Source organism: Paraburkholderia diazotrophica, assembly GCF_900108945.1.
Taxonomy (GTDB): Bacteria; Pseudomonadota; Gammaproteobacteria; order Burkholderiales; family Burkholderiaceae; genus Paraburkholderia; species Paraburkholderia diazotrophica.
Map to the genome: position 1 here is coordinate 45,861 of NZ_FNYE01000016.1, position 17,110 is coordinate 62,970.

The window sequence follows — 17,110 nt, forward strand, 5'->3', positions numbered from 1 at the left end:
CCGCACGCGGATCGAACGCGGATCAGTTGCCGCGAATCAGTGTGCTGTTCGCGCGCTTGTATCTGAGGTTGGTCAGGATCGCATCCGCCTTGCCCGTTGGCATCTTGCTCGAGCAGAAGTAGTCCTGATAGAGCGACGCGTGGTACGCGTTCAGATCGCCGTTTTCGATACGCGTCCAGTCGTTTTCGACCGTGCGGTCCCAGCCGTCGTGGTCTGCGTTGAGGCCCGCGTACAGCTTCCATGAGTAGTCCTGGCAGCGGATACCCTCGTAGTTGACGTTGCGCGCGCCGCTCGGGCTCGTGATCACCACCGTGTAGCGAACGACGCCGTCGTTATCGACGGTCAGCGATTTGGCATCGAGCGCGAACTGGAGCGTCGTGTTCTGCGAAACGGTGAACGGCAGCAGATTGCCGGGCTGCGGCATGGGCGGGAGCGTATCGACCTTCTTTTCGGTCCAGGTCGAAGGCCGGTCGAGCAGGTACTGAAAGTCGCTCTTCGGTCCGTCGGACGCGTTGGAGTTGGAACTCTTGGTGCTCGAACAGCCAGCCAGAAGAACGCCAGTGGCGACGCACGCCACGGCGAAAGCAGATACTTTCAATATGGTTTCCTCGAAACGCCGGCGCAGCGTGTCGTACCCCACAACGGCACGCTGCGTCGGCAGATGCGGCATGGATAGCCGCACAGAGTCAGTCGCGCAGCCCCGGCACCGGAACGACCGGGTCTTCCGACGACGAACAGTCCGACCCGATTGTCGCACGCAGCGACGTTTCGACGACGATCGTCGTCGTGACCGTGGTCACGGATGACGCGGACGCCATCGACGCTCCGGGAGGCGTATTCACCGACGAGGCCATCCGTGGATAGCGTTGGCCGTGATGATGTCCGCCGGGCCGTTCCGTGCGCGGCTGAGGCCGCCGCAGGAAGCGGGACAACTCTGTTAACGCCAGCTGATACACATCCCGCTTGAACTCGATCACACAGTCGAGCGGCACCCAGTACTCGTTCCAGCGCCAGGCATCGAACTCCGGGTGATCGGTCGCGCGCAAACAGATGTCGCAATCGCGTCCAATCATCCGGAGCAGGAACCAGATCTGCTTCTGGCCGCGGTAGTGACCGCGAACCTCGCGCTTGATGAACTTGTCCGGCACCTCGTAACGCAACCAGTCGCGCGTGCGACCGATAACCTTGACGTGCTCCGGAAGCAGGCCGGTTTCTTCGTGTAACTCCCGATACATCGCTTGCACGGGGGTTTCACCGTATTTGATGCCCCCTTGCGGAAACTGCCAGGAATGTTCACGGAGCCGTTTGCCCCAAAACACCTCGTTGCGAGCGTTCAAGAGGATGATGCCGACGTTCGGGCGAAAGCCTTCACGATCCAGCATACAACCACCTTCGAATCCTTTAAAATTGCTTTGATTATAAACAGATAACGGGTCCGACGCACCGCTTCGCACCAGATCGGCGCGATTGGACGTAACAGGCCGCGCCCGCTGCCGCGAGAGCCGCTTCCCAGCGCCGTCGGGCAAAAGCCGGCGCATGCGACAATTGCTATTCGGCGTGTGTTGGTGTGGCCCGCGCTCAGGCGCGCGAACCCATCGTCTTACCTCTTCGGGCGGCCCTTTTGGTCCGCCGCTTTTGGAAAATTCTGAATGAAAGCCTCCCGTTTCTTTATCGGCACCCTGAAGGAAGCGCCTTCTGACGCGGAAATCGTCAGTCACAAGCTCATGGTTCGCGCAGGGATGATCCGTCGCGTCGCTGGCGGCATTTACAACTACCTGCCAATCGGTCTGCGTTCGATCCGCAAGGTGGAAGCGATCGTGCGCGAAGAAATGAATCGGGCAGGCGCGCTCGAACTGCTGATGCCGGCCGTGCAGCCGGCGGAGCTGTGGCAGGAATCCGGCCGCTGGGAAAAATACGGCCCCGAACTGCTGCGCTTCAAGGACCGCAAGGAGAGCGACTTCGTGATGGGACCGACGCACGAAGAGGTGGTCACGGATATCGCGCGCAACCAGATCAAGAGCTACCGGCAGATGCCCGTGAACTTCTATCAGATCCAGACGAAGTTCCGCGACGAGATCCGCCCGCGCTTCGGCGTGATGCGCGGCCGCGAGTTCATCATGAAGGACGCGTACTCGTTCGATAAGGACCTCGACGGCCTGAAAGAGACGTATCGCAAGATGTACGAAGCGTACGTGCGCATCTTCACGCGCCTCGGACTCGATTTCCGCGCGGTCGCGGCGGACAACGGTTCGATCGGCGGCAGCGGTTCGCACGAGTTCCACGTGATCGCGGAGACGGGCGAAGACGACATCGCGTATTGCCCGACCTCGGACTTCGCTGCGAACGTCGAAGCGGCCGAAGCGTTGCCGCTGATCGCCGAACGCGCAGCGCCGAAGGAAGAGCTGAAGAAGACGCCGACCCCGGGCAAGGCAAAGTGCGAAGCCGTGGCCGAGTACCTGGACATTCCGCTCGAACGCACGATCAAGTCGATCGTTCTCGCTACCGACAACAAGACGGAAAACGAAGGCGCCGAGCCGAACATCTGGCTGCTGATGCTGCGCGGCGATCACGATCTGAACGAGATTAAGACGAACAAGCTGCCGGGTCTCGCCGAGTATCGCTTTGCGACGGAAGAGGAAATCGTCGAATGGTTCGGCACGCCGCCGGGTTACCTCGGGCCGCTCAACACGAAGAAGCCGGTCAAGGTGATCGCGGACCGCACGGTCGCGAACATGAGCGATTTCGTCGTCGGCACGAACGAAGTGGATTTCCACACGACGGGCGTCAACTGGGGCCGCGATCTGCCGGAGCCTGTCGTCGCGGATATCCGCAACGTGAAGAAGGGCGACCCGTCGCCGGATGGCCAGGGCGTCATCGAGATCTGCCGCGGCATCGAGGTCGGACACGTGTTCCAGCTCGGCACCAAGTATTCGGATGCGATGAACGCGAAGTATCTGGACGAGTCGGGCAAGCCGCAATCGATGCAGATGGGTTGCTACGGCATCGGCATCACGCGTATTCTCGGCGCCGCGATCGAACAGAACTTCGACGACAAGGGCATCATCTGGCCGGAATCGATCGCGCCGTTCGAAGTCGTGCTGTGTCCGATGGGCTATGACCGCAGCGACGCCGTGCGCGAACACGCCGACAAGCTGTACGCGGAACTCGTCGCAGCCGGCATCGACGTGATCCTCGACGATCGCGGCGAGCGTCCGGGTGTGATGTTCGCGGACTGGGAACTGATCGGCGTGCCGCATCGTCTCGTGATCGGCGACCGTGGCCTGAAGGACGGCAAGATCGAGTACCAGGGTCGCCGCGATGTCGAAGCCACGCTGCTGCCCGTCGATGGCGCAGCGCAGTTCGTGAGCGAGAAGATCAAAGCCGCACTCGCGCACTGACGGGAGCGGACAGTGGAGTACAACTTCCTGTCTGCCACCGTTCTGCTCATTCTCATCACTGATCCACTCGGCAACATCCCGCTCTTCATCAACTGCTTGCGGGGTGTTGCGCCTCACCGGCGCATCCGCGTGATTCTGCGCGAAGTCGCGATTGCGTTCGTGATCCTGCTGGTCTTCATGCTCGTCGGCGACCGCTTTCTGCGGATGATGAGCCTGACCGATCTGTCGTTGCGTATCGGCGGCGGGATCGTGCTGTTCCTGATCGCGCTGCGGATGATCTTCCCGCATCCCGATGGCCCGTTCGGCGCCGATTCGCGCGCCGCCGAGCCGCTGATCGTGCCGCTCGCGATTCCGGCGCTCGCAGGTCCGTCGGCACTCGCGACAGTGATGCTGCTGACGTCTCAGGCGCCGAGCAAGATGGCCGAATGGGTGGCGGCGCTGACGGTGACGATGATCGTCTGCGCAATCGTGCTGGTGCTGGCCGAACGTATCCAGCAGTGGCTCGGTGAGCGCACGGTGACGGCGTTCGAGCGGTTGATGGGTCTCGTGCTGGTCGCGATTTCAGTCGAAATGATGCTGGGCGGCATTCGCTCCTTCGTGCATCAGCTTTGAAGCCGAATCAATGAAGCAATAAAAAAGGCGACCCACGAGGTCGCCTTTTTGTTTGGGCATCAGCATCAGCGGAAACGCGTTACGCGCCTTCCGTCAATGCGCGAATAGTGGGCAGGTTGCGCCAGTATCCCTTCGCATCCATTCCGCAACCGAACACATAACGGTCCGGCACTTCGAAGCCGCAAAAATCCGGGCGCAGCGGCTTCGCCTTCGGGATGATCTTCTCGCACAGCACCGCGCTCATGAAGCGCTTCGCGCCCATCGCCATGATGCGGTCGCGGATCGCGGCCATCGTTTCGCCTTCGTCGAGGATGTCGTCGAGCACCAGCACGACGCGGTCCTTCACCGACTCGGCGGGCGCAACGCGCCATTGCATTTCCGCGCTGCCCTTGATCGCGTTGCGATAGCGGGTGAGGTGGATGTAGTCGAACTCGAGCGGAAAATCCAGGTGCGGCAGCAACATGCCCGTGAACACCGCCGCGCCACCCATCACCGACAGCACGAGAGGAAAGTCTTCGGCCATTTCGACGCGGATGGCGTCCGCCATGCGGCCGATGGAGGCGTTGACGTCGCTGGCCGAAACGATTTCTTCGGAGTGGCTGAAAATGTGGAGAGCTTCTTCGCGATTCATGACGTCTGGCGGGCGGTAACTGTATACATAGTGTGAGAGACAACGACCCGGTGCGCTACAGCATATACCCGCGCCTTCATTCGGCATACGCACCGGTTCGGGATGGCCGCCGCGCTCGCGTTCGCCAAGGAGCGCGCGCGGCCGGGAAGGATCAACGCATGCCCGGCATCATGCCCTTCATGCCGCGCATCATCTTCTGCAGGTTGCCGCCCTTCAGCTTCTTCATCATCGTGCGCATCTGGTCGTACTGGTTCAAGAGACGATTGACTTCCTGCACCTGCACGCCCGCGCCTGCCGCGATGCGGCGCTTGCGCGTTGCCTTGATCAGTTCGGGCTTCGCGCGCTCGGCGGGCGTCATCGAGTTGATGATGCCTTCCATGCGGCGCATCTGCTTTTCGGCCTGGCCCATGTCGGCATTCGACGCGGCCTGCTGGAACTGCGCGGGCAGCTTGTCCATCAGCGACGACAGGCCGCCCATCTTCTTCATCTGCGAAAGCTGCGCGCGGAAATCGTTCAGATCGAAGTCGCCGCCTTTCTTGACCTTGTCGGCGAGCTTCTGCGCCGCCTGCACGTCGACGCCGCGCTGCGCTTCCTCGACGAGCGCGAGAATGTCGCCCATGCCGAGAATCCGGTTCGCCATCCGGTCCGGATAGAAAACTTCGAGGCCGTCGAGCTTTTCCGCGACACCGACGAACTTGATCGGCTTACCCGTCACGTGACGCACCGACAGCGCCGCGCCGCCGCGCGAATCGCCGTCGAGCTTCGTCAGCACGACGCCCGTGAGCGGCAGCGCGTCGTTGAACGCCTTCGCGGTGTTCACGGCGTCCTGGCCGAGCATCGCATCGACGACAAAGAGCGTTTCCGCCGGATCGAGCGCCTTATGCAGCGCTGTGATCTCGTTCATCATCGCTTCGTCGATACCGAGACGGCCGGCCGTGTCGACGAGCAGCACATCGTGATAGTGACGCTTCGCCCAGTCGACAGCGGCGCGCGCGATATCGACAGGCTTCTGGTCGGGTTGCGACGGGAAGAAATCGGCGCCGACCTGCTCGGTCACGGTCTTCAGCTGAGCGATAGCGGCGGGGCGATACACGTCGCACGACACCGTCAGCACTTTCTTCCTGTATTTCTCGCGTAGAAGTTTGGCGAGCTTGCCGACGGTGGTCGTCTTACCCGCGCCCTGCAGACCCGCCATCAAAATGATCGCAGGTGGCGTGACGGCGAGATCCAGCTCGGCGGCCTTGCCTTCGTAGTCGCCGCCGATCACGGCCGTCAGCTCGCGCTGCACGACGCCGACGAGCGCCTGACCCGGCGACAGGCTGGCGATCACTTCCTCGCCGAGCGCCTTTTCCTTCACCTTCGCGATGAAGTCGCGCACGACGGGCAGCGCCACGTCCGCTTCGAGGAGCGCGAGGCGCACTTCGCGCAGCATCTCCTGGGTGTTGGCCTCGGTGAGCCGGGCTTCGCCGCGCAGCGTCTTGACGACGCGCGCCATCCGTTGAGTGAGATTGTCGAGCATGGGGAGCGATGAGCAGTGCGGCCCGTTCCGTCACCGCGCCAGAGCGGCCGGCGCCGCTAGCGCAGCGTCGCAAACGTCATGGAGAAGGGGCCTAGTGTAAACTTCCAATATGGATATTGTACTGTATGCCCTCACTGCGCTCCTGTACGGCGGTCTCGCCGTCGCGGGCTGGCGCGCGCACCGTCAGGCGGCCGAGCGGCCCATGCTCGAAAGCGTGTCGCCCGTTTCGTCCGCGGCGCCGTTGCCGGCGGGCGGCGGGCGAGGGCTGTCATCCGAAGCGTCGGTGGGCATGTCGATGACCACGCGCGTCGTGCTGCTCGTCGCGCTGCTCGCACACGGCGTGCTGCTGCACACGACGATCTTCCCGCACGACGCGATGGTGTTCGGTTTCGCGTTCGCGCTCTCCGCGATGTTCTGGCTTGGCGCGGGCATCTATTGGATCGAGAGTTTCTTCTTTCCGCTCGACGGTTTGCGCCTGCTCGTGTTGCCGCTTGCGTGCGTCGCGTCTTTGCTGCCGCTGCTGTTCAGCGGCGTGCACGTGCTGTCGTACGCGGCCGATCCGCTCTTCAAGCTGCACTTCCTGATCGCGAACGTCGCGTATGGTCTCTTCGTGATCGCGGCGCTGCACGCGGTGCTGATGCTGCTCGTCGAGCGACGGCTGCACGCGATGCGCGGCGGCACACTCGCGCGGCAAGGCGCCGCAGCCGCGAACGGCTGGCTGTCGAGCTGGCTCGATACGCTGCCGCCGCTGCTCACGCTGGAGACGCTGCTGTTCCGTCTGATCGGCGCGGGTTTCGTGCTGCTGACGCTGACGCTGCTCTCCGGCATCCTGTTCAACGAACAGCTCGCCGACCGCGCGTTGCAGCTCGATCACAAGACCGTATTCGCGATTCTCTCGTGGCTCATGTTCGGCGCGTTGCTGACGGCGCGCAAAGTGTCCGGCTGGCGTGGGCGCGCGGCGTTGCGCTGGGTGCTCGCGTCGTTCGTCGCGTTGCTGCTCGCATATGTCGGCAGCCGCTTTGTCTTTGAGGTGCTGTTGCACCGTCCTGTGGTCTGAGTGTCATGCGACAAATTTTTCTGCTCATCCTGTTGTTCATCGTCGGCCAGTGGCTGGTGAAGGCGCTGCGCCGCGCCGATGCGTCGCGCACGGCGCGCACGGGCGCGGGCGATCACGCGGGTGCCGATGCGCACGCGGGCGCGCGCAGCCATGGTTACGCGAGCGGCAAGGCCGCGGGCCAGCTCGCCGAGCCGATGATCCGCTGCGTCGAATGCGGCGTGCACGCGCCTAAGAGCGATTCCGTCATGGTCGAAGGGCAGACGTTCTGCTCGCACGATCACGCGAAGCGCTACGCCGCCGCGCGTCCTGCGGGCCGCAACGCGCGATGACGGCAGGCACTGCCGCGCGTTTCACCGTCGATGCAAACGGCTGGGTCAACGAAGCGCACAAGCTGCCGTCGCCGAATTTCGAGGCGCGCCCGAACGGCGCGCGTCCCACGCTGATCGTCGTTCACAACATCAGCCTGCCGCCGAATGAATTCGGCGGCACGGGCATCACCGATCTCTTCCTCAACAGGCTCGACTGCGACGCGCATCCGTACTACGACGCGCATCTGCGCGACGTGCGCGTGTCCGCGCATTTCGTGATCCGTCGCGACGGCAGGCTGGAGCAGTACGTATCGTGCGACGAGCGCGCGTGGCATGCGGGCGCGTCGAACTTCTTCGGCCGCGAACGCTGCAACGACTTCTCGATCGGCATCGAGCTCGAAGGCAGCGACACGACGCCGTTCGAAGCGGCCCAATACGAGACGCTCGCGCCGCTCGTGCGGGCGCTCGCCGCGCACTATGCGATCGACGCGCTCGCCGGTCACGCCGACGTCGCGCCCGGCCGCAAGACCGATCCCGGTCCGCATTTCGACTGGCCGCGTTTGCAACGCGATACGGCACTCGCCGATCCGTACTTCCCCTATCTGCATCCGTCGTCGCGCGCGCCGATAACGTCGTAAGCACGTCACTTCGCGTTCGTACGATGCCGCACCGACAGCGCGAGATCGCTGTGTCCCGCCGTCGCCTTCATCCGGCGCGGGCTACCCAAAAGTCAATACCGTCTGACCAAATAAAACAATTTGCGATAGCCGTTCAGTACACTATACTTCGTGCCGTAATGCAGTCGATGCACTATATCTTGTGTTGATCAGGCGGCGCCCCGCTCCAGGAGCATGGCGCCGTCAGCATTCCCGGCATTGAAAAAACTTGATGCGGCGCGGTCGGTTGAGAGAGCCGGCGCGCCCGCAGCTACGAAGAAAAGGGCGCAGTCAGTGATCGCGACACACATGATGAAGACGTACGTCCCGACGGATCTGTCGCATCCGGCCACTCTGTTTTACGGTCCCCGCTACCTCTTTTCTTTTGCCCCATCGCATGCGTCCGGGGTGGCGCAGCGTTTGTACTAACCGCGGATCACTCCGCACCATTCCAAGACCAGGAGCTTTGCACATGCAAACGACCGACAACGTGACGACCCGGTTCGAGGGCGCACCCACTGGCCGCCCCGTCGAAGGGCTCGCACAGGGCGCCCAGGCGCTCGCGCCGCAGACGGGCTATGCCGACTACAAGGTGATCCGTCGCAACGGCAGCGTGGTGTCGTTCGAGCCGTCGAAGATCGCCATCGCGGTGACGAAGGCGTTTCTGGCCGTCAACGGTGGTCAGGGCGCGGCGTCGGCGCGCGTTCGCGAGCTGGTCGAGCAGCTCACGCAGAACGTCGTGCGCGCGCTCGTGCGCAGCCGTCCGAACGGCGGCACGTTCCATATCGAAGACATTCAGGATCAGGTCGAACTCGCGCTGATGCGCACGGGCGAGCACAACGTCGCGCGCGCCTACGTGCTGTATCGCGAGAAGCGCAGCCAGGAGCGCGGTCATGAGGCGGAGGCACCCGCGGGCGCGCCGGGTCTGAACGTGACCGACAACGGCATCACGCGTCCGCTCGACCTGCCGGCGCTGCGCGGCCTGATCGAATCGGCGTGTGCGAACCTGGGCGATGCAGTGAACGCGGAGCCGATCGTCGCCGAGACGGTGAAGAACCTGTACGACGGCGTGCCGATGAGCCAGGTCTACGACTCGGCCATCCTCGCTGCGCGCACGATGATCGAGAAGGACCCGGCGTACAGCCAGGTCACGTCTCGCATCCTGCTGCACACGATCCGCCGCGAGATCCTGGAAGAGGAAGTCACGCAAGCCGAAATGGCCGGCCGCTATGCCGAGTACTTCCCGCTCTTCATCAAGCGCGGCGTGCAAGCCGAATTGCTCGACGACAAGCTGCTGCAGTTCGACCTGAAGCGTCTCGGCGCCGCGCTCGACGCGGACCGCGACCTGCAGTTCGGCTACCTCGGCCTGCAGACGCTGTATGACCGATACTTCCTGCACGTCGACGGCACGCGCATCGAAATGCCCCAGGCATTCTTTATGCGTGTCGCGATGGGCCTCTCGCTGAACGAGATCGACCGCGAAGCGCGCGCGATCGAGTTCTACAACGTGCTGTCGAGCTTCGACTTCATGTCGTCGACGCCGACGCTGTTCAACTCGGGCACGCGCCGCTCGCAGCTGTCGTCGTGCTATCTGACGACGGTCGACGACGACCTCGACGGCATCTACGAAGCGCTGAAGGAAAACGCGCTGCTGTCGAAGTTCGCCGGCGGTCTCGGCAACGACTGGACGCGCGTGCGCGCGCTCGGCTCGCACATCAAGGGCACCAACGGCAAGTCGCAAGGCGTCGTGCCGTTCCTGAAGGTCGTCAACGATACGGCCGTCGCGGTGAACCAGGGCGGCAAGCGCAAGGGCGCGGTGTGCGCGTACCTGGAATCGTGGCACCTCGACATCGAAGAATTCCTCGAGCTGCGCAAGAACACGGGTGATGACCGTCGCCGCACGCACGACATGAACACGGCGAACTGGATTCCCGACCTGTTCATGAAGCGCGTGCTCGAAGGCGGCGACTGGACGCTGTTCTCGCCGTCCACCTGCCCGGACCTGCACGACAAGTTCGGCGCGGAGTTCGAAACCGCTTACACGGCTTATGAAGACAAGGTCGCGCGCGGTGAGATCAAGCTGTTCAAGAAGATTCCGGCGGCGCAGTTGTGGCGCAAGATGCTCGGCATGCTGTTCGAAACGGGTCATCCGTGGATCACGTTCAAGGACCCGTGCAATGTGCGCTCGCCGCAACAGCACGTCGGCGTCGTCCACTCGTCGAACCTGTGCACGGAAATCACGCTGAACACGAGCGACACCGAAATCGCCGTCTGCAACCTGGGCTCGGTGAACCTCGTCGCGCACCTGAAGGAGCAGGCCGACGGCACGCTCGCGCTCGACCACGACAAGCTCAAGCGCACGATCAGCGTCGCGATGCGCATGCTCGACAACGTCATCGACATCAACTACTACGCGGTCGCCAAGGCGCGTAACTCGAACCTCAAGCATCGCCCCGTCGGCATGGGCATCATGGGCTTCCAGGACTGCCTGCACGTGCTGCGCACGCCGTACGCATCGCAGGAGGCCGTCGAGTTTGCCGACCGCTCGATGGAAGCCGTCTGCTACTACGCGTACTGGGCGTCGACGGAACTGGCGGAAGAGCGCGGTCGCTACTCGACCTATCGCGGCTCGCTGTGGGATCGCGGCATCCTCCCGCAGGACACGCTGAAGCTGCTCGCCGACGCACGCGGCGGCTACGTCGAAGTGGACTCGAGCGAATCGATGGACTGGGCGTCGCTGCGTTCGCGCATCGCCACGCACGGCATGCGTAACTCGAACTGCGTCGCAATCGCGCCGACGGCGACGATCTCGAACATCATCGGCGTGTCTGCATGTATCGAGCCGACATTCCAGAACCTGTACGTGAAGTCGAACCTGTCGGGCGAATTCACGGTGGTGAACGACTACCTCGTACGTGACCTGAAGGCGCGCGGCCTGTGGGACGAAGTGATGGTCGCCGACCTGAAGTACTTCGACGGCTCGCTGTCGCGCATCGACCGCGTGCCGGCCGACCTGCGCGCGATCTACGCCACCGCGTTCGAAGTCGATGCAACGTGGCTGGTCGAAGCGGCGTCGCGCCGTCAGAAGTGGATCGACCAGGCGCAGTCGCTGAACATCTACATGGCGGGTGCGTCGGGCAAGAAGCTCGACGAGGTCTACAAGCTCGCATGGCTGCGCGGCCTGAAGACGACGTACTACCTCCGCACGATGGCGGCGACGCACGTCGAGAAGTCGACGGTCGCGCACGGCGCGCTGAATGCAGTGCCGTCGGGTGATGGTGGCGAGGGCGGCGCGGCGGGTGGCTTCGGTATCGGCGGCGGTGCGGGTTCGTCGGGCGTGACGGGCGGCTTCCAGGCATCGGCTGCGGCAGCGATGGCAGCGACGGCAGTGGCCGCAGCGGCAAGCGAAGCAGCACCCGAAGCCGATGGTCCCGTCTGCATGATGCGTCCGGGCGACCCTGGCTTCGAAGAGTGCGAAGCCTGCCAGTAAGCACGCGCAGTCAGCAGGCAGTACTGCCGTCAGCAGCAAGCGGCAGCAAGCCGTAACCCGCCGCCGGTCCTCGCCGGCGGCGCACAAAAAGAGATGGGCGGCGCAGGCAGGACGCGCCGCTCATTGCGAAGCGAAGTCGAAGCCGCTCACACGTAAGAGGTCGAGCAGGACCCGGCGCAAGTCTCCGATCACGCGCCCGCGCAAGCAGAAGCCTATGCGCTTCGAGCGAGCATGACGCGCGAGAGTCGACGCTCGTGCAGCACTTCGATCAGGCGATTCATCGCGCAGTTTGCCCGGCGATGTGCCGGGGCAGTCAGTCAGGCGAAGCAACGAGGAACATCACGTGCTACACGTCAGTTGATGGCTGCGAGGAAACACGAAGCCACAAGCTGAATGCAGCACGCGAAGCAGCGGACAAGCAGGCGATGCATCACCTGCCCGACATGCTTCGAGAGAACATCGCCACGTGATGAAGAACGCAATCGTTTCGAAGCCGAAGCAACGCACACGCATCGCTGAAGCAACGCTCTTTCGATCGTGCATCGCGCTACATCGACACACGTTTCGATCGACTCGTATCGAGTGACCTTCACAGACTCACGAACAAAGTGTTGTATGAAGGTCGCAACGCGATTCGAAAACAGGATTTTTCATGAGCGGACCCTTTTAACGCTCGTGAAAAGATGGTACAAACCGATCTAAATTGATGGTGACATTTATGCTCAACTGGGATGACGAGATCACTGCCGTAACTCCCTCGAGTGCGACGCAACCGAACGTGTTGCGCAACGCTGAGGGGACGGCCGTCGGTTCGCAAGTTCAAACGCGTTCCGCTCATCAAGCTCCCTCGGCTCAACAAGTCTTCGCGAACGACATCGCGATTGCTCCGCCGGCACAAACGAATGCGCCGGCCGTCGCTCCCGAAGCTCGCGTGAATGTCGCCGACAAGCGCATCATCAACGGTCAGACCGACGTCAATCAGCTGGTGCCGTTCAAGTACAAGTGGGCGTGGGAGAAGTACCTCTCCGGCTGCGCGAACCACTGGATGCCGCAGGAAATCAACATGTCCCGCGACATCGCGCTCTGGAAAGACCCGAACGGGCTGACGGAAGACGAGCGCCGCATCGTCAAGCGCAACCTCGGCTTCTTCGTGACGGCCGACTCGCTCGCGGCGAATAACATCGTCCTCGGCACGTATCGTCACATCACGGCGCCCGAATGCCGCCAGTTCCTGCTGCGCCAGGCATTCGAAGAGGCGATCCACACGCACGCCTACCAGTACATCGTCGAGTCGCTCGGTCTCGATGAAGGTGAAATCTTCAACGCGTATCACGAAGTTACATCGATCCGCGACAAAGACGAATTCCTGATTCCGTTCATCCACACGCTGACCGACCCGGCCTTCAAGACGGGCACGCTCGAAGCAGACCAGAAGCTGCTCAAGTCGCTGATCGTGTTCGCGTGCGTGATGGAAGGGCTGTTCTTCTACGTCGGCTTTACCCAGATCCTGGCGCTCGGCCGCCAGAACAAAATGACGGGCGCGGCGGAACAGTACCAATACATCCTGCGCGACGAGTCGATGCACTGCAATTTCGGCATCGACCTGATCAACCAGATCAAACTCGAAAACCCGCATCTGTGGACGCCGGAGTTCCGCGCGGAGATCCGCGAGATCTTCAGGCATGCGGTCGACCTCGAATATCGCTACGCAGAAGACACGATGCCGCGCGGGGTGCTCGGCCTCAATGCGTCGATGTTCAAGAGCTATCTGCGCTTTATCTGCAACCGCCGTTGCCAGCAGATCGGCATCGATGCGCTGTTCCCGAACGAGGAAAACCCGTTCCCGTGGATGAGCGAGATGATCGACCTGAAGAAGGAACGCAATTTCTTCGAGACTCGGGTTATCGAATATCAGACCGGCGGCGCGCTGTCCTGGGAGTAACCCAACGCGTCGCGTATGTATTTGATGGGGTTGCCGCCGGCTGTGCCGCGGCAAGTTTGATGAGGAGCATGACCGCCTGATGCAGAGCGTGCCCGGTGCGCCGCGGAATGCCGCGACCCATAAAGATTACAGGCACTTTGCGAACCCTTCAGTGGGATGGGCAAACTTCCCCCCGGAAAAAGCCGTCCGCGCGAAAGCGAGCGGCTCGATCAAACGATTGCCGGCATCGACATCCGATGCCGACTGGACTTGGCGCGCTGTGCCCGATGGCACGGCGCGCCTTACCGTATTCATTAGCGTAAGCGCGCTGGAGCTGCGTACGCCGATGAATAGCCCGCTTCGCAGTGGCCGCCGTGAGAAGCGTCCGCGGGAAGCGGGTTTTGACGAAGGGTGTAGTTTGAACTGACTCTCATCTGAAACCTGAAGGAGAAAATGATGGCACTCGCCAAGAAGAAGCCGGCAGCCAAGAAGGCTGCAGCAAAGAAGGTCGTCGCGAAGAAGGCGGCTCCCGCCAAGAAGGCAGCACCGGCGAAGAAGGCCGCTGTGAAGAAGGTTGCAGCGAAGAAAGTCGCCGTGAAGAAGGTTGCTGCGAAGAAGGCAGCACCGGCGAAGAAGGCGGCTGCAAAGAAGGTCGCAGCGAAGAAGGTTGCAGCGAAGAAAGTCGCCGTGAAGAAGGTTGCTGCAAAGAAGGCAGCACCGGCGAAGAAGGCGGCTGCAAAGAAGGTCGCAGCGAAGAAGGTCGCAGCAAAGAAAGTCGCCGTGAAGAAGGTTGCTGCAAAGAAGGCAGCACCGGCGAAGAAGGCCGCTGCGAAGAAGGCGCCTGCTAAAAAGGCTGCCGCCAAAAAGGCTGCGCCTGCCAAGAAGGCTGCCGCGAAAAAGGCCGCTGCTCCTGCGAAGAAGGCTGCTCCTGCGAAAAAGGCTGTTGCGAAGAAGGCAGCACCTGCTCCCGCTGCGCCCGCTGCTTCGACGGCGCCGGCTGCTACGGTCAAGACCGCGTTGAATCCGGCTGCAGCATGGCCGTTTCCGACGGGCAGCCGTCCGTAAGAGCTGATGCCGCAACGGACGCATCCAGCGTGCGTCCGGCGATTGAGTAGGGCTACTCAATCAACCCGATCCCGCCGCCGGGCAACTGGCGGCGGGATTTTTTCGTCTGGTGCCCGTCCGGACTCGTCGTGCGCTTCGCACCGGCGGCGATGCGACGCGCTCGCGTACAGGCAATGTCGGTCGAAGGATGCGCTGCTCGCAACTCATGCGGCGATGCGCAAACCGAGGCAAAAAAAACGCATGCACAGGGGAGCACATGCGTGTGAGGTTGCCGTCACCGCGCGAGAGCGCGCCGACGGCAGGGAAATGGATTGCGTCTGCGGGAAACGCGTCAGTGGGTCACGCGGGTCACGCCGCCGCTCGACAGCAGACGCACGCGCTCGCCCGCGCTGAAAATTTCGCCTGTTGCACTTTGCGTGATCGCGCGCATGTCGCCGTTGTCGAGGCGCACCGTGATCTCGACGCCGTCGCGCATCGCCGTGCTGTTCTCGATCGTGTTGCCTGCCACGGCGCCCGCCAACCCGCCGACGATGCCCGTCAGAATCGAGCCACGGCCGCCGCCGATCGCGCTGCCCGCCACCGCGCCCAGCGCACCGCCGCCCACCGCGCCGATACCGCTCGGCTGACCGTTGTTCGAGCTGATCTTAACGGCGCGCACGCTGTCGACGGTTCCCATGCGTACGGTCTCTTCACGTTGCGCCTGCGATGACGTGTAGACGTCGGCGGAACTGCTGTTGTACGCGCAGCCTGTCACGGCGAGCGAACTGACGATCACTGCGCCCAATACCAGGCGGCCCACAGTACGATTTGTTGTTTTCATTCCCTTGACTCCAAACGGGCTCGCATCCTCAAGCCCTCAAACGCGACCGATCAGGCGCGGCGTATGCGCATCACGCGCCTTCGGGCAGTGCGTACCCGAATGCCTGCTTGAACCGGTCGTTGATCTCCGCGCGCGAAGGCGCATAGTTTTGCGGCCCTTGATGTTCGATCTTGAGCGCGCCCATCAGGCTTGCGAGACGGCCCGTGGTTGTCCAGCCAAGACCCTTCTCGATGCCGTGCAGCAGGCCGCCCCGGAAGGCATCGCCGCAACCCGTGGGGTCCAGCACCTGCTTTGCCTTGACGGCCGGAATCTCTTCGATGCCGCCCGAATGGTGAATCTGCGCGCCGTGCTCGCCGCGCGTCACGATCAGCGCATCGACACGGCTTGCGATCTCTTCGATCGACCAGCCCGTCTTGTTGCTCACGAGCGCGGCTTCGTAGTCATTGACTGCCACGTAGGTGGCAAGTTCAATCATGCGGCGCAGCGACGCGCCGTCGAACAGCGGCAGCCCCTGGCCCGGATCGAAGATGAACGGAACGCCCGCCGCCGCGAACTGTTCGGAGTGCTGGATCATGCCGTCGAAGCCGTCCGGTGCGACGATGCCGAGCTTCATGCCCGGCTGGTCGGCACGGTTCAGGTGAGACTGCATCATCGCGCCCGGGTGGAACGCGGTGATCTGATTGTTCTCGAGGTCGGTCGTGATCATTGCCTGCGCCGAGTAGGTGTCGGGCAGCACGCGCACGTGCTCTTTCGAGAGGCCGAGCGTGTCGAGGCGATCGATGTACAGCTGCGCGTCGACGGCGCCGAGCGTCGCCATGATGCGCGCGTCGCCACCGAGCAGATGCAGCGAGTACGCGATATTGCCCGCGCAGCCGCCGAATTCGCGACGCATCGTCGGCACGAGGAAGCTCACGTTCAGGATGTGGACCTGTTCCGGCAGGATGTGCTCCCGAAAGCGCCCTTCGAAGGTCATGATGTTGTCGTAGGCAAGCGAGCCGCAAATCAGCGTAGCCAAGGCGAGCGTTCCTGTAAGAAGTATCGGTGTCGGAGGGAAAAGTGGCGCGACGATGTGACAGCGCCGCGCCCGGGCGATACGGGAGCGGCGCTGTATCGACGCAAGCGTGGAGCTTACTTCAGCGCGGCGAGCGCTGCGTCGTAGTTCGGTTCGTTCTTGATTTCGCCGACGAGCTCGGCGTGCACGACCTTGTCGTTTTCATCGAGAACGACGACGGCGCGCGCCGTCAGGCCCGTCAGCGGGCCGCTCGTCACGTCGACGCCATACGCTTGCGCGAACTCGTGGCCGCGGAACGTCGAGGCCGTCACGACGTTTTCGATTCCTTCCGTCGTGCAGAAGCGCGAAGCGGCGAACGGCAGGTCGCCCGACACGACGATCACGGCCGTGTTGTTCAGCTTGGCGGCTGCTTCGTTGAACTTGCGCGTCGAGGTTGCGCAGGTCGGCGTGTCGAGACTCGGGACGATGTTCAGTACCTTGCGCTTGCCGGCGAAGTCGGTGAGCGAGAGCGGCTTCAGATCCTTGCCGACGAGCGTGAAGGCGGGCGCCTTCTGGCCGACGGACGGGAACGTGCCAGCGACTTCGATCGGGTTGCCACCCAGCGTGACTTGACTCATGTTG

16 protein-coding genes are annotated in these 17,110 nt (G+C 62.9%); 9 read left to right on the plus strand and 7 right to left on the minus strand.

The window, feature by feature from the left end:
* Window positions 1–22: 22 nt before the first annotated feature.
* Both BMW76_RS20660 and BMW76_RS20665 read right to left on the minus strand, forming a co-directional pair.
* The gene (locus BMW76_RS20660; RefSeq protein WP_090868598.1) at window positions 23–598 is read right to left on the minus strand and encodes a CNP1-like family protein; all 576 of its coding nucleotides are present in this window, start codon (window positions 596–598) and stop codon (window positions 23–25) included.
* Between the two features lie 88 nt (window positions 599–686).
* Window positions 687–1,382 (minus strand): RNA pyrophosphohydrolase, encoded by a 696-nt coding sequence (locus BMW76_RS20665; protein WP_090868420.1) that lies wholly within the window; start codon window positions 1,380–1,382, stop codon window positions 687–689.
* A gap of 267 nt (window positions 1,383–1,649) precedes the next feature.
* Between BMW76_RS20665 and BMW76_RS20670 the strand changes: the two genes are divergently transcribed.
* Window positions 1,650–3,398, plus strand: coding sequence for a proline--tRNA ligase (locus tag BMW76_RS20670; protein ID WP_090868421.1), 1,749 nt, complete (start codon window positions 1,650–1,652; stop codon window positions 3,396–3,398).
* 12 nt (window positions 3,399–3,410) lie between these two features.
* Window positions 3,411–4,010 (plus strand): MarC family protein, encoded by a 600-nt coding sequence (locus BMW76_RS20675; RefSeq protein ID WP_090868423.1) that lies wholly within the window; start codon window positions 3,411–3,413, stop codon window positions 4,008–4,010.
* A 79-nt stretch (window positions 4,011–4,089) separates the two neighbouring features.
* On the opposite strand, the gene BMW76_RS20680 is transcribed toward BMW76_RS20675, so the two are convergent.
* Window positions 4,090–4,641: a hypoxanthine-guanine phosphoribosyltransferase gene (locus tag BMW76_RS20680; protein ID WP_090868425.1), complete on the minus strand. Its 552-nt coding sequence runs from the start codon at window positions 4,639–4,641 to the stop codon at window positions 4,090–4,092.
* A 151-nt stretch (window positions 4,642–4,792) separates the two neighbouring features.
* Window positions 4,793–6,160 (minus strand): signal recognition particle protein, encoded by a 1,368-nt coding sequence (gene ffh / locus BMW76_RS20685; protein WP_090868427.1) that lies wholly within the window; start codon window positions 6,158–6,160, stop codon window positions 4,793–4,795.
* Between the two features lie 109 nt (window positions 6,161–6,269).
* Here ffh and BMW76_RS20690 point away from each other — a divergent pair, with 109 nt between their 5' ends.
* The 7 genes from BMW76_RS20690 to BMW76_RS20725 all read left to right on the plus strand — a co-directional run bounded on the left by BMW76_RS20690 (window position 6,270) and on the right by BMW76_RS20725 (window position 14,657).
* On the plus strand, window positions 6,270–7,217 hold the full coding sequence (locus BMW76_RS20690) for a cytochrome C assembly family protein (protein WP_090868429.1): 948 nt from the start codon (window positions 6,270–6,272) through the stop codon (window positions 7,215–7,217).
* Between the two features lie 5 nt (window positions 7,218–7,222).
* Entirely contained in the window at window positions 7,223–7,546 is a 324-nt protein-coding gene (locus BMW76_RS20695) for a PP0621 family protein (RefSeq protein ID WP_090868431.1), read from the plus strand.
* Window positions 7,543–8,163: a 1,6-anhydro-N-acetylmuramyl-L-alanine amidase AmpD gene (gene ampD / locus BMW76_RS20700; protein ID WP_090868433.1), complete on the plus strand. Its 621-nt coding sequence runs from the start codon at window positions 7,543–7,545 to the stop codon at window positions 8,161–8,163. The genes BMW76_RS20695 and ampD overlap by 4 nt, the downstream gene beginning before the upstream one ends.
* 490 nt (window positions 8,164–8,653) lie before the next feature.
* Window positions 8,654–11,671 carry a ribonucleoside-diphosphate reductase subunit alpha gene (locus tag BMW76_RS20705; RefSeq protein ID WP_090868435.1) on the plus strand — a complete coding sequence of 1,006 codons (3,018 nt, stop codon included), beginning with the start codon at window positions 8,654–8,656 and terminating at the stop codon, window positions 11,669–11,671.
* 718 nt (window positions 11,672–12,389) lie between these two features.
* Window positions 12,390–13,613, plus strand: a complete 1,224-nt coding sequence (locus BMW76_RS20715) for a ribonucleotide-diphosphate reductase subunit beta (RefSeq protein WP_090868600.1) — start codon at window positions 12,390–12,392, stop codon at window positions 13,611–13,613.
* 79 nt (window positions 13,614–13,692) lie between these two features.
* Window positions 13,693–14,019 carry a hypothetical protein gene (locus tag BMW76_RS20720; RefSeq protein WP_090868439.1) on the plus strand — a complete coding sequence of 109 codons (327 nt, stop codon included), beginning with the start codon at window positions 13,693–13,695 and terminating at the stop codon, window positions 14,017–14,019.
* 29 nt (window positions 14,020–14,048) lie between these two features.
* Window positions 14,049–14,657, plus strand: coding sequence for a histone H1-like DNA-binding protein (locus BMW76_RS20725; RefSeq protein WP_090868440.1), 609 nt, complete (start codon window positions 14,049–14,051; stop codon window positions 14,655–14,657).
* Between the two features lie 331 nt (window positions 14,658–14,988).
* On the opposite strand, the gene BMW76_RS20730 is transcribed toward BMW76_RS20725, so the two are convergent.
* The 3 genes from BMW76_RS20730 to tpx form a co-directional block, all read right to left on the minus strand.
* Window positions 14,989–15,477 carry an outer membrane lipoprotein gene (locus BMW76_RS20730; protein WP_090868442.1) on the minus strand — a complete coding sequence of 163 codons (489 nt, stop codon included), beginning with the start codon at window positions 15,475–15,477 and terminating at the stop codon, window positions 14,989–14,991.
* 70 nt (window positions 15,478–15,547) lie between these two features.
* Window positions 15,548–16,492: a carbohydrate kinase family protein gene (locus BMW76_RS20735; protein ID WP_090868444.1), complete on the minus strand. Its 945-nt coding sequence runs from the start codon at window positions 16,490–16,492 to the stop codon at window positions 15,548–15,550.
* Window positions 16,493–16,605: 113 nt separating this feature from the next.
* Window positions 16,606–17,106, minus strand: a complete 501-nt coding sequence (tpx, locus tag BMW76_RS20740; RefSeq protein ID WP_090868446.1) for a thiol peroxidase — start codon at window positions 17,104–17,106, stop codon at window positions 16,606–16,608.
* Window positions 17,107–17,110 lie beyond the last annotated feature (4 nt).

What these genes read in the sequence shown, in the direction of transcription:
- BMW76_RS20695 (WP_090868431.1), top strand. Translation starts at nt 7,223, where the DNA reads ATGCGACAAATTTTTCTGCTCATCCTGTTGTTCATCGTCGGCCAGTGG.
- ffh (WP_090868427.1), bottom strand. Translation starts at nt 6,160, where the DNA reads ATGCTCGACAATCTCACTCAACGGATGGCGCGCGTCGTCAAGACGCTG.
- BMW76_RS20670 (WP_090868421.1), top strand. Translation starts at nt 1,650, where the DNA reads ATGAAAGCCTCCCGTTTCTTTATCGGCACCCTGAAGGAAGCGCCTTCT.
- BMW76_RS20730 (WP_090868442.1), bottom strand. Translation starts at nt 15,477, where the DNA reads ATGAAAACAACAAATCGTACTGTGGGCCGCCTGGTATTGGGCGCAGTG.
- BMW76_RS20705 (WP_090868435.1), top strand. Translation starts at nt 8,654, where the DNA reads ATGCAAACGACCGACAACGTGACGACCCGGTTCGAGGGCGCACCCACT.
- BMW76_RS20715 (WP_090868600.1), top strand. Translation starts at nt 12,390, where the DNA reads ATGCTCAACTGGGATGACGAGATCACTGCCGTAACTCCCTCGAGTGCG.
- BMW76_RS20680 (WP_090868425.1), bottom strand. Translation starts at nt 4,641, where the DNA reads ATGAATCGCGAAGAAGCTCTCCACATTTTCAGCCACTCCGAAGAAATC.
- BMW76_RS20690 (WP_090868429.1), top strand. Translation starts at nt 6,270, where the DNA reads ATGGATATTGTACTGTATGCCCTCACTGCGCTCCTGTACGGCGGTCTC.
- BMW76_RS20665 (WP_090868420.1), bottom strand. Translation starts at nt 1,382, where the DNA reads ATGCTGGATCGTGAAGGCTTTCGCCCGAACGTCGGCATCATCCTCTTG.
- ampD (WP_090868433.1), top strand. Translation starts at nt 7,543, where the DNA reads ATGACGGCAGGCACTGCCGCGCGTTTCACCGTCGATGCAAACGGCTGG.
- tpx (WP_090868446.1), bottom strand. Translation starts at nt 17,106, where the DNA reads ATGAGTCAAGTCACGCTGGGTGGCAACCCGATCGAAGTCGCTGGCACG.
- BMW76_RS20720 (WP_090868439.1), top strand. Translation starts at nt 13,693, where the DNA reads ATGCAGAGCGTGCCCGGTGCGCCGCGGAATGCCGCGACCCATAAAGAT.
- BMW76_RS20725 (WP_090868440.1), top strand. Translation starts at nt 14,049, where the DNA reads ATGGCACTCGCCAAGAAGAAGCCGGCAGCCAAGAAGGCTGCAGCAAAG.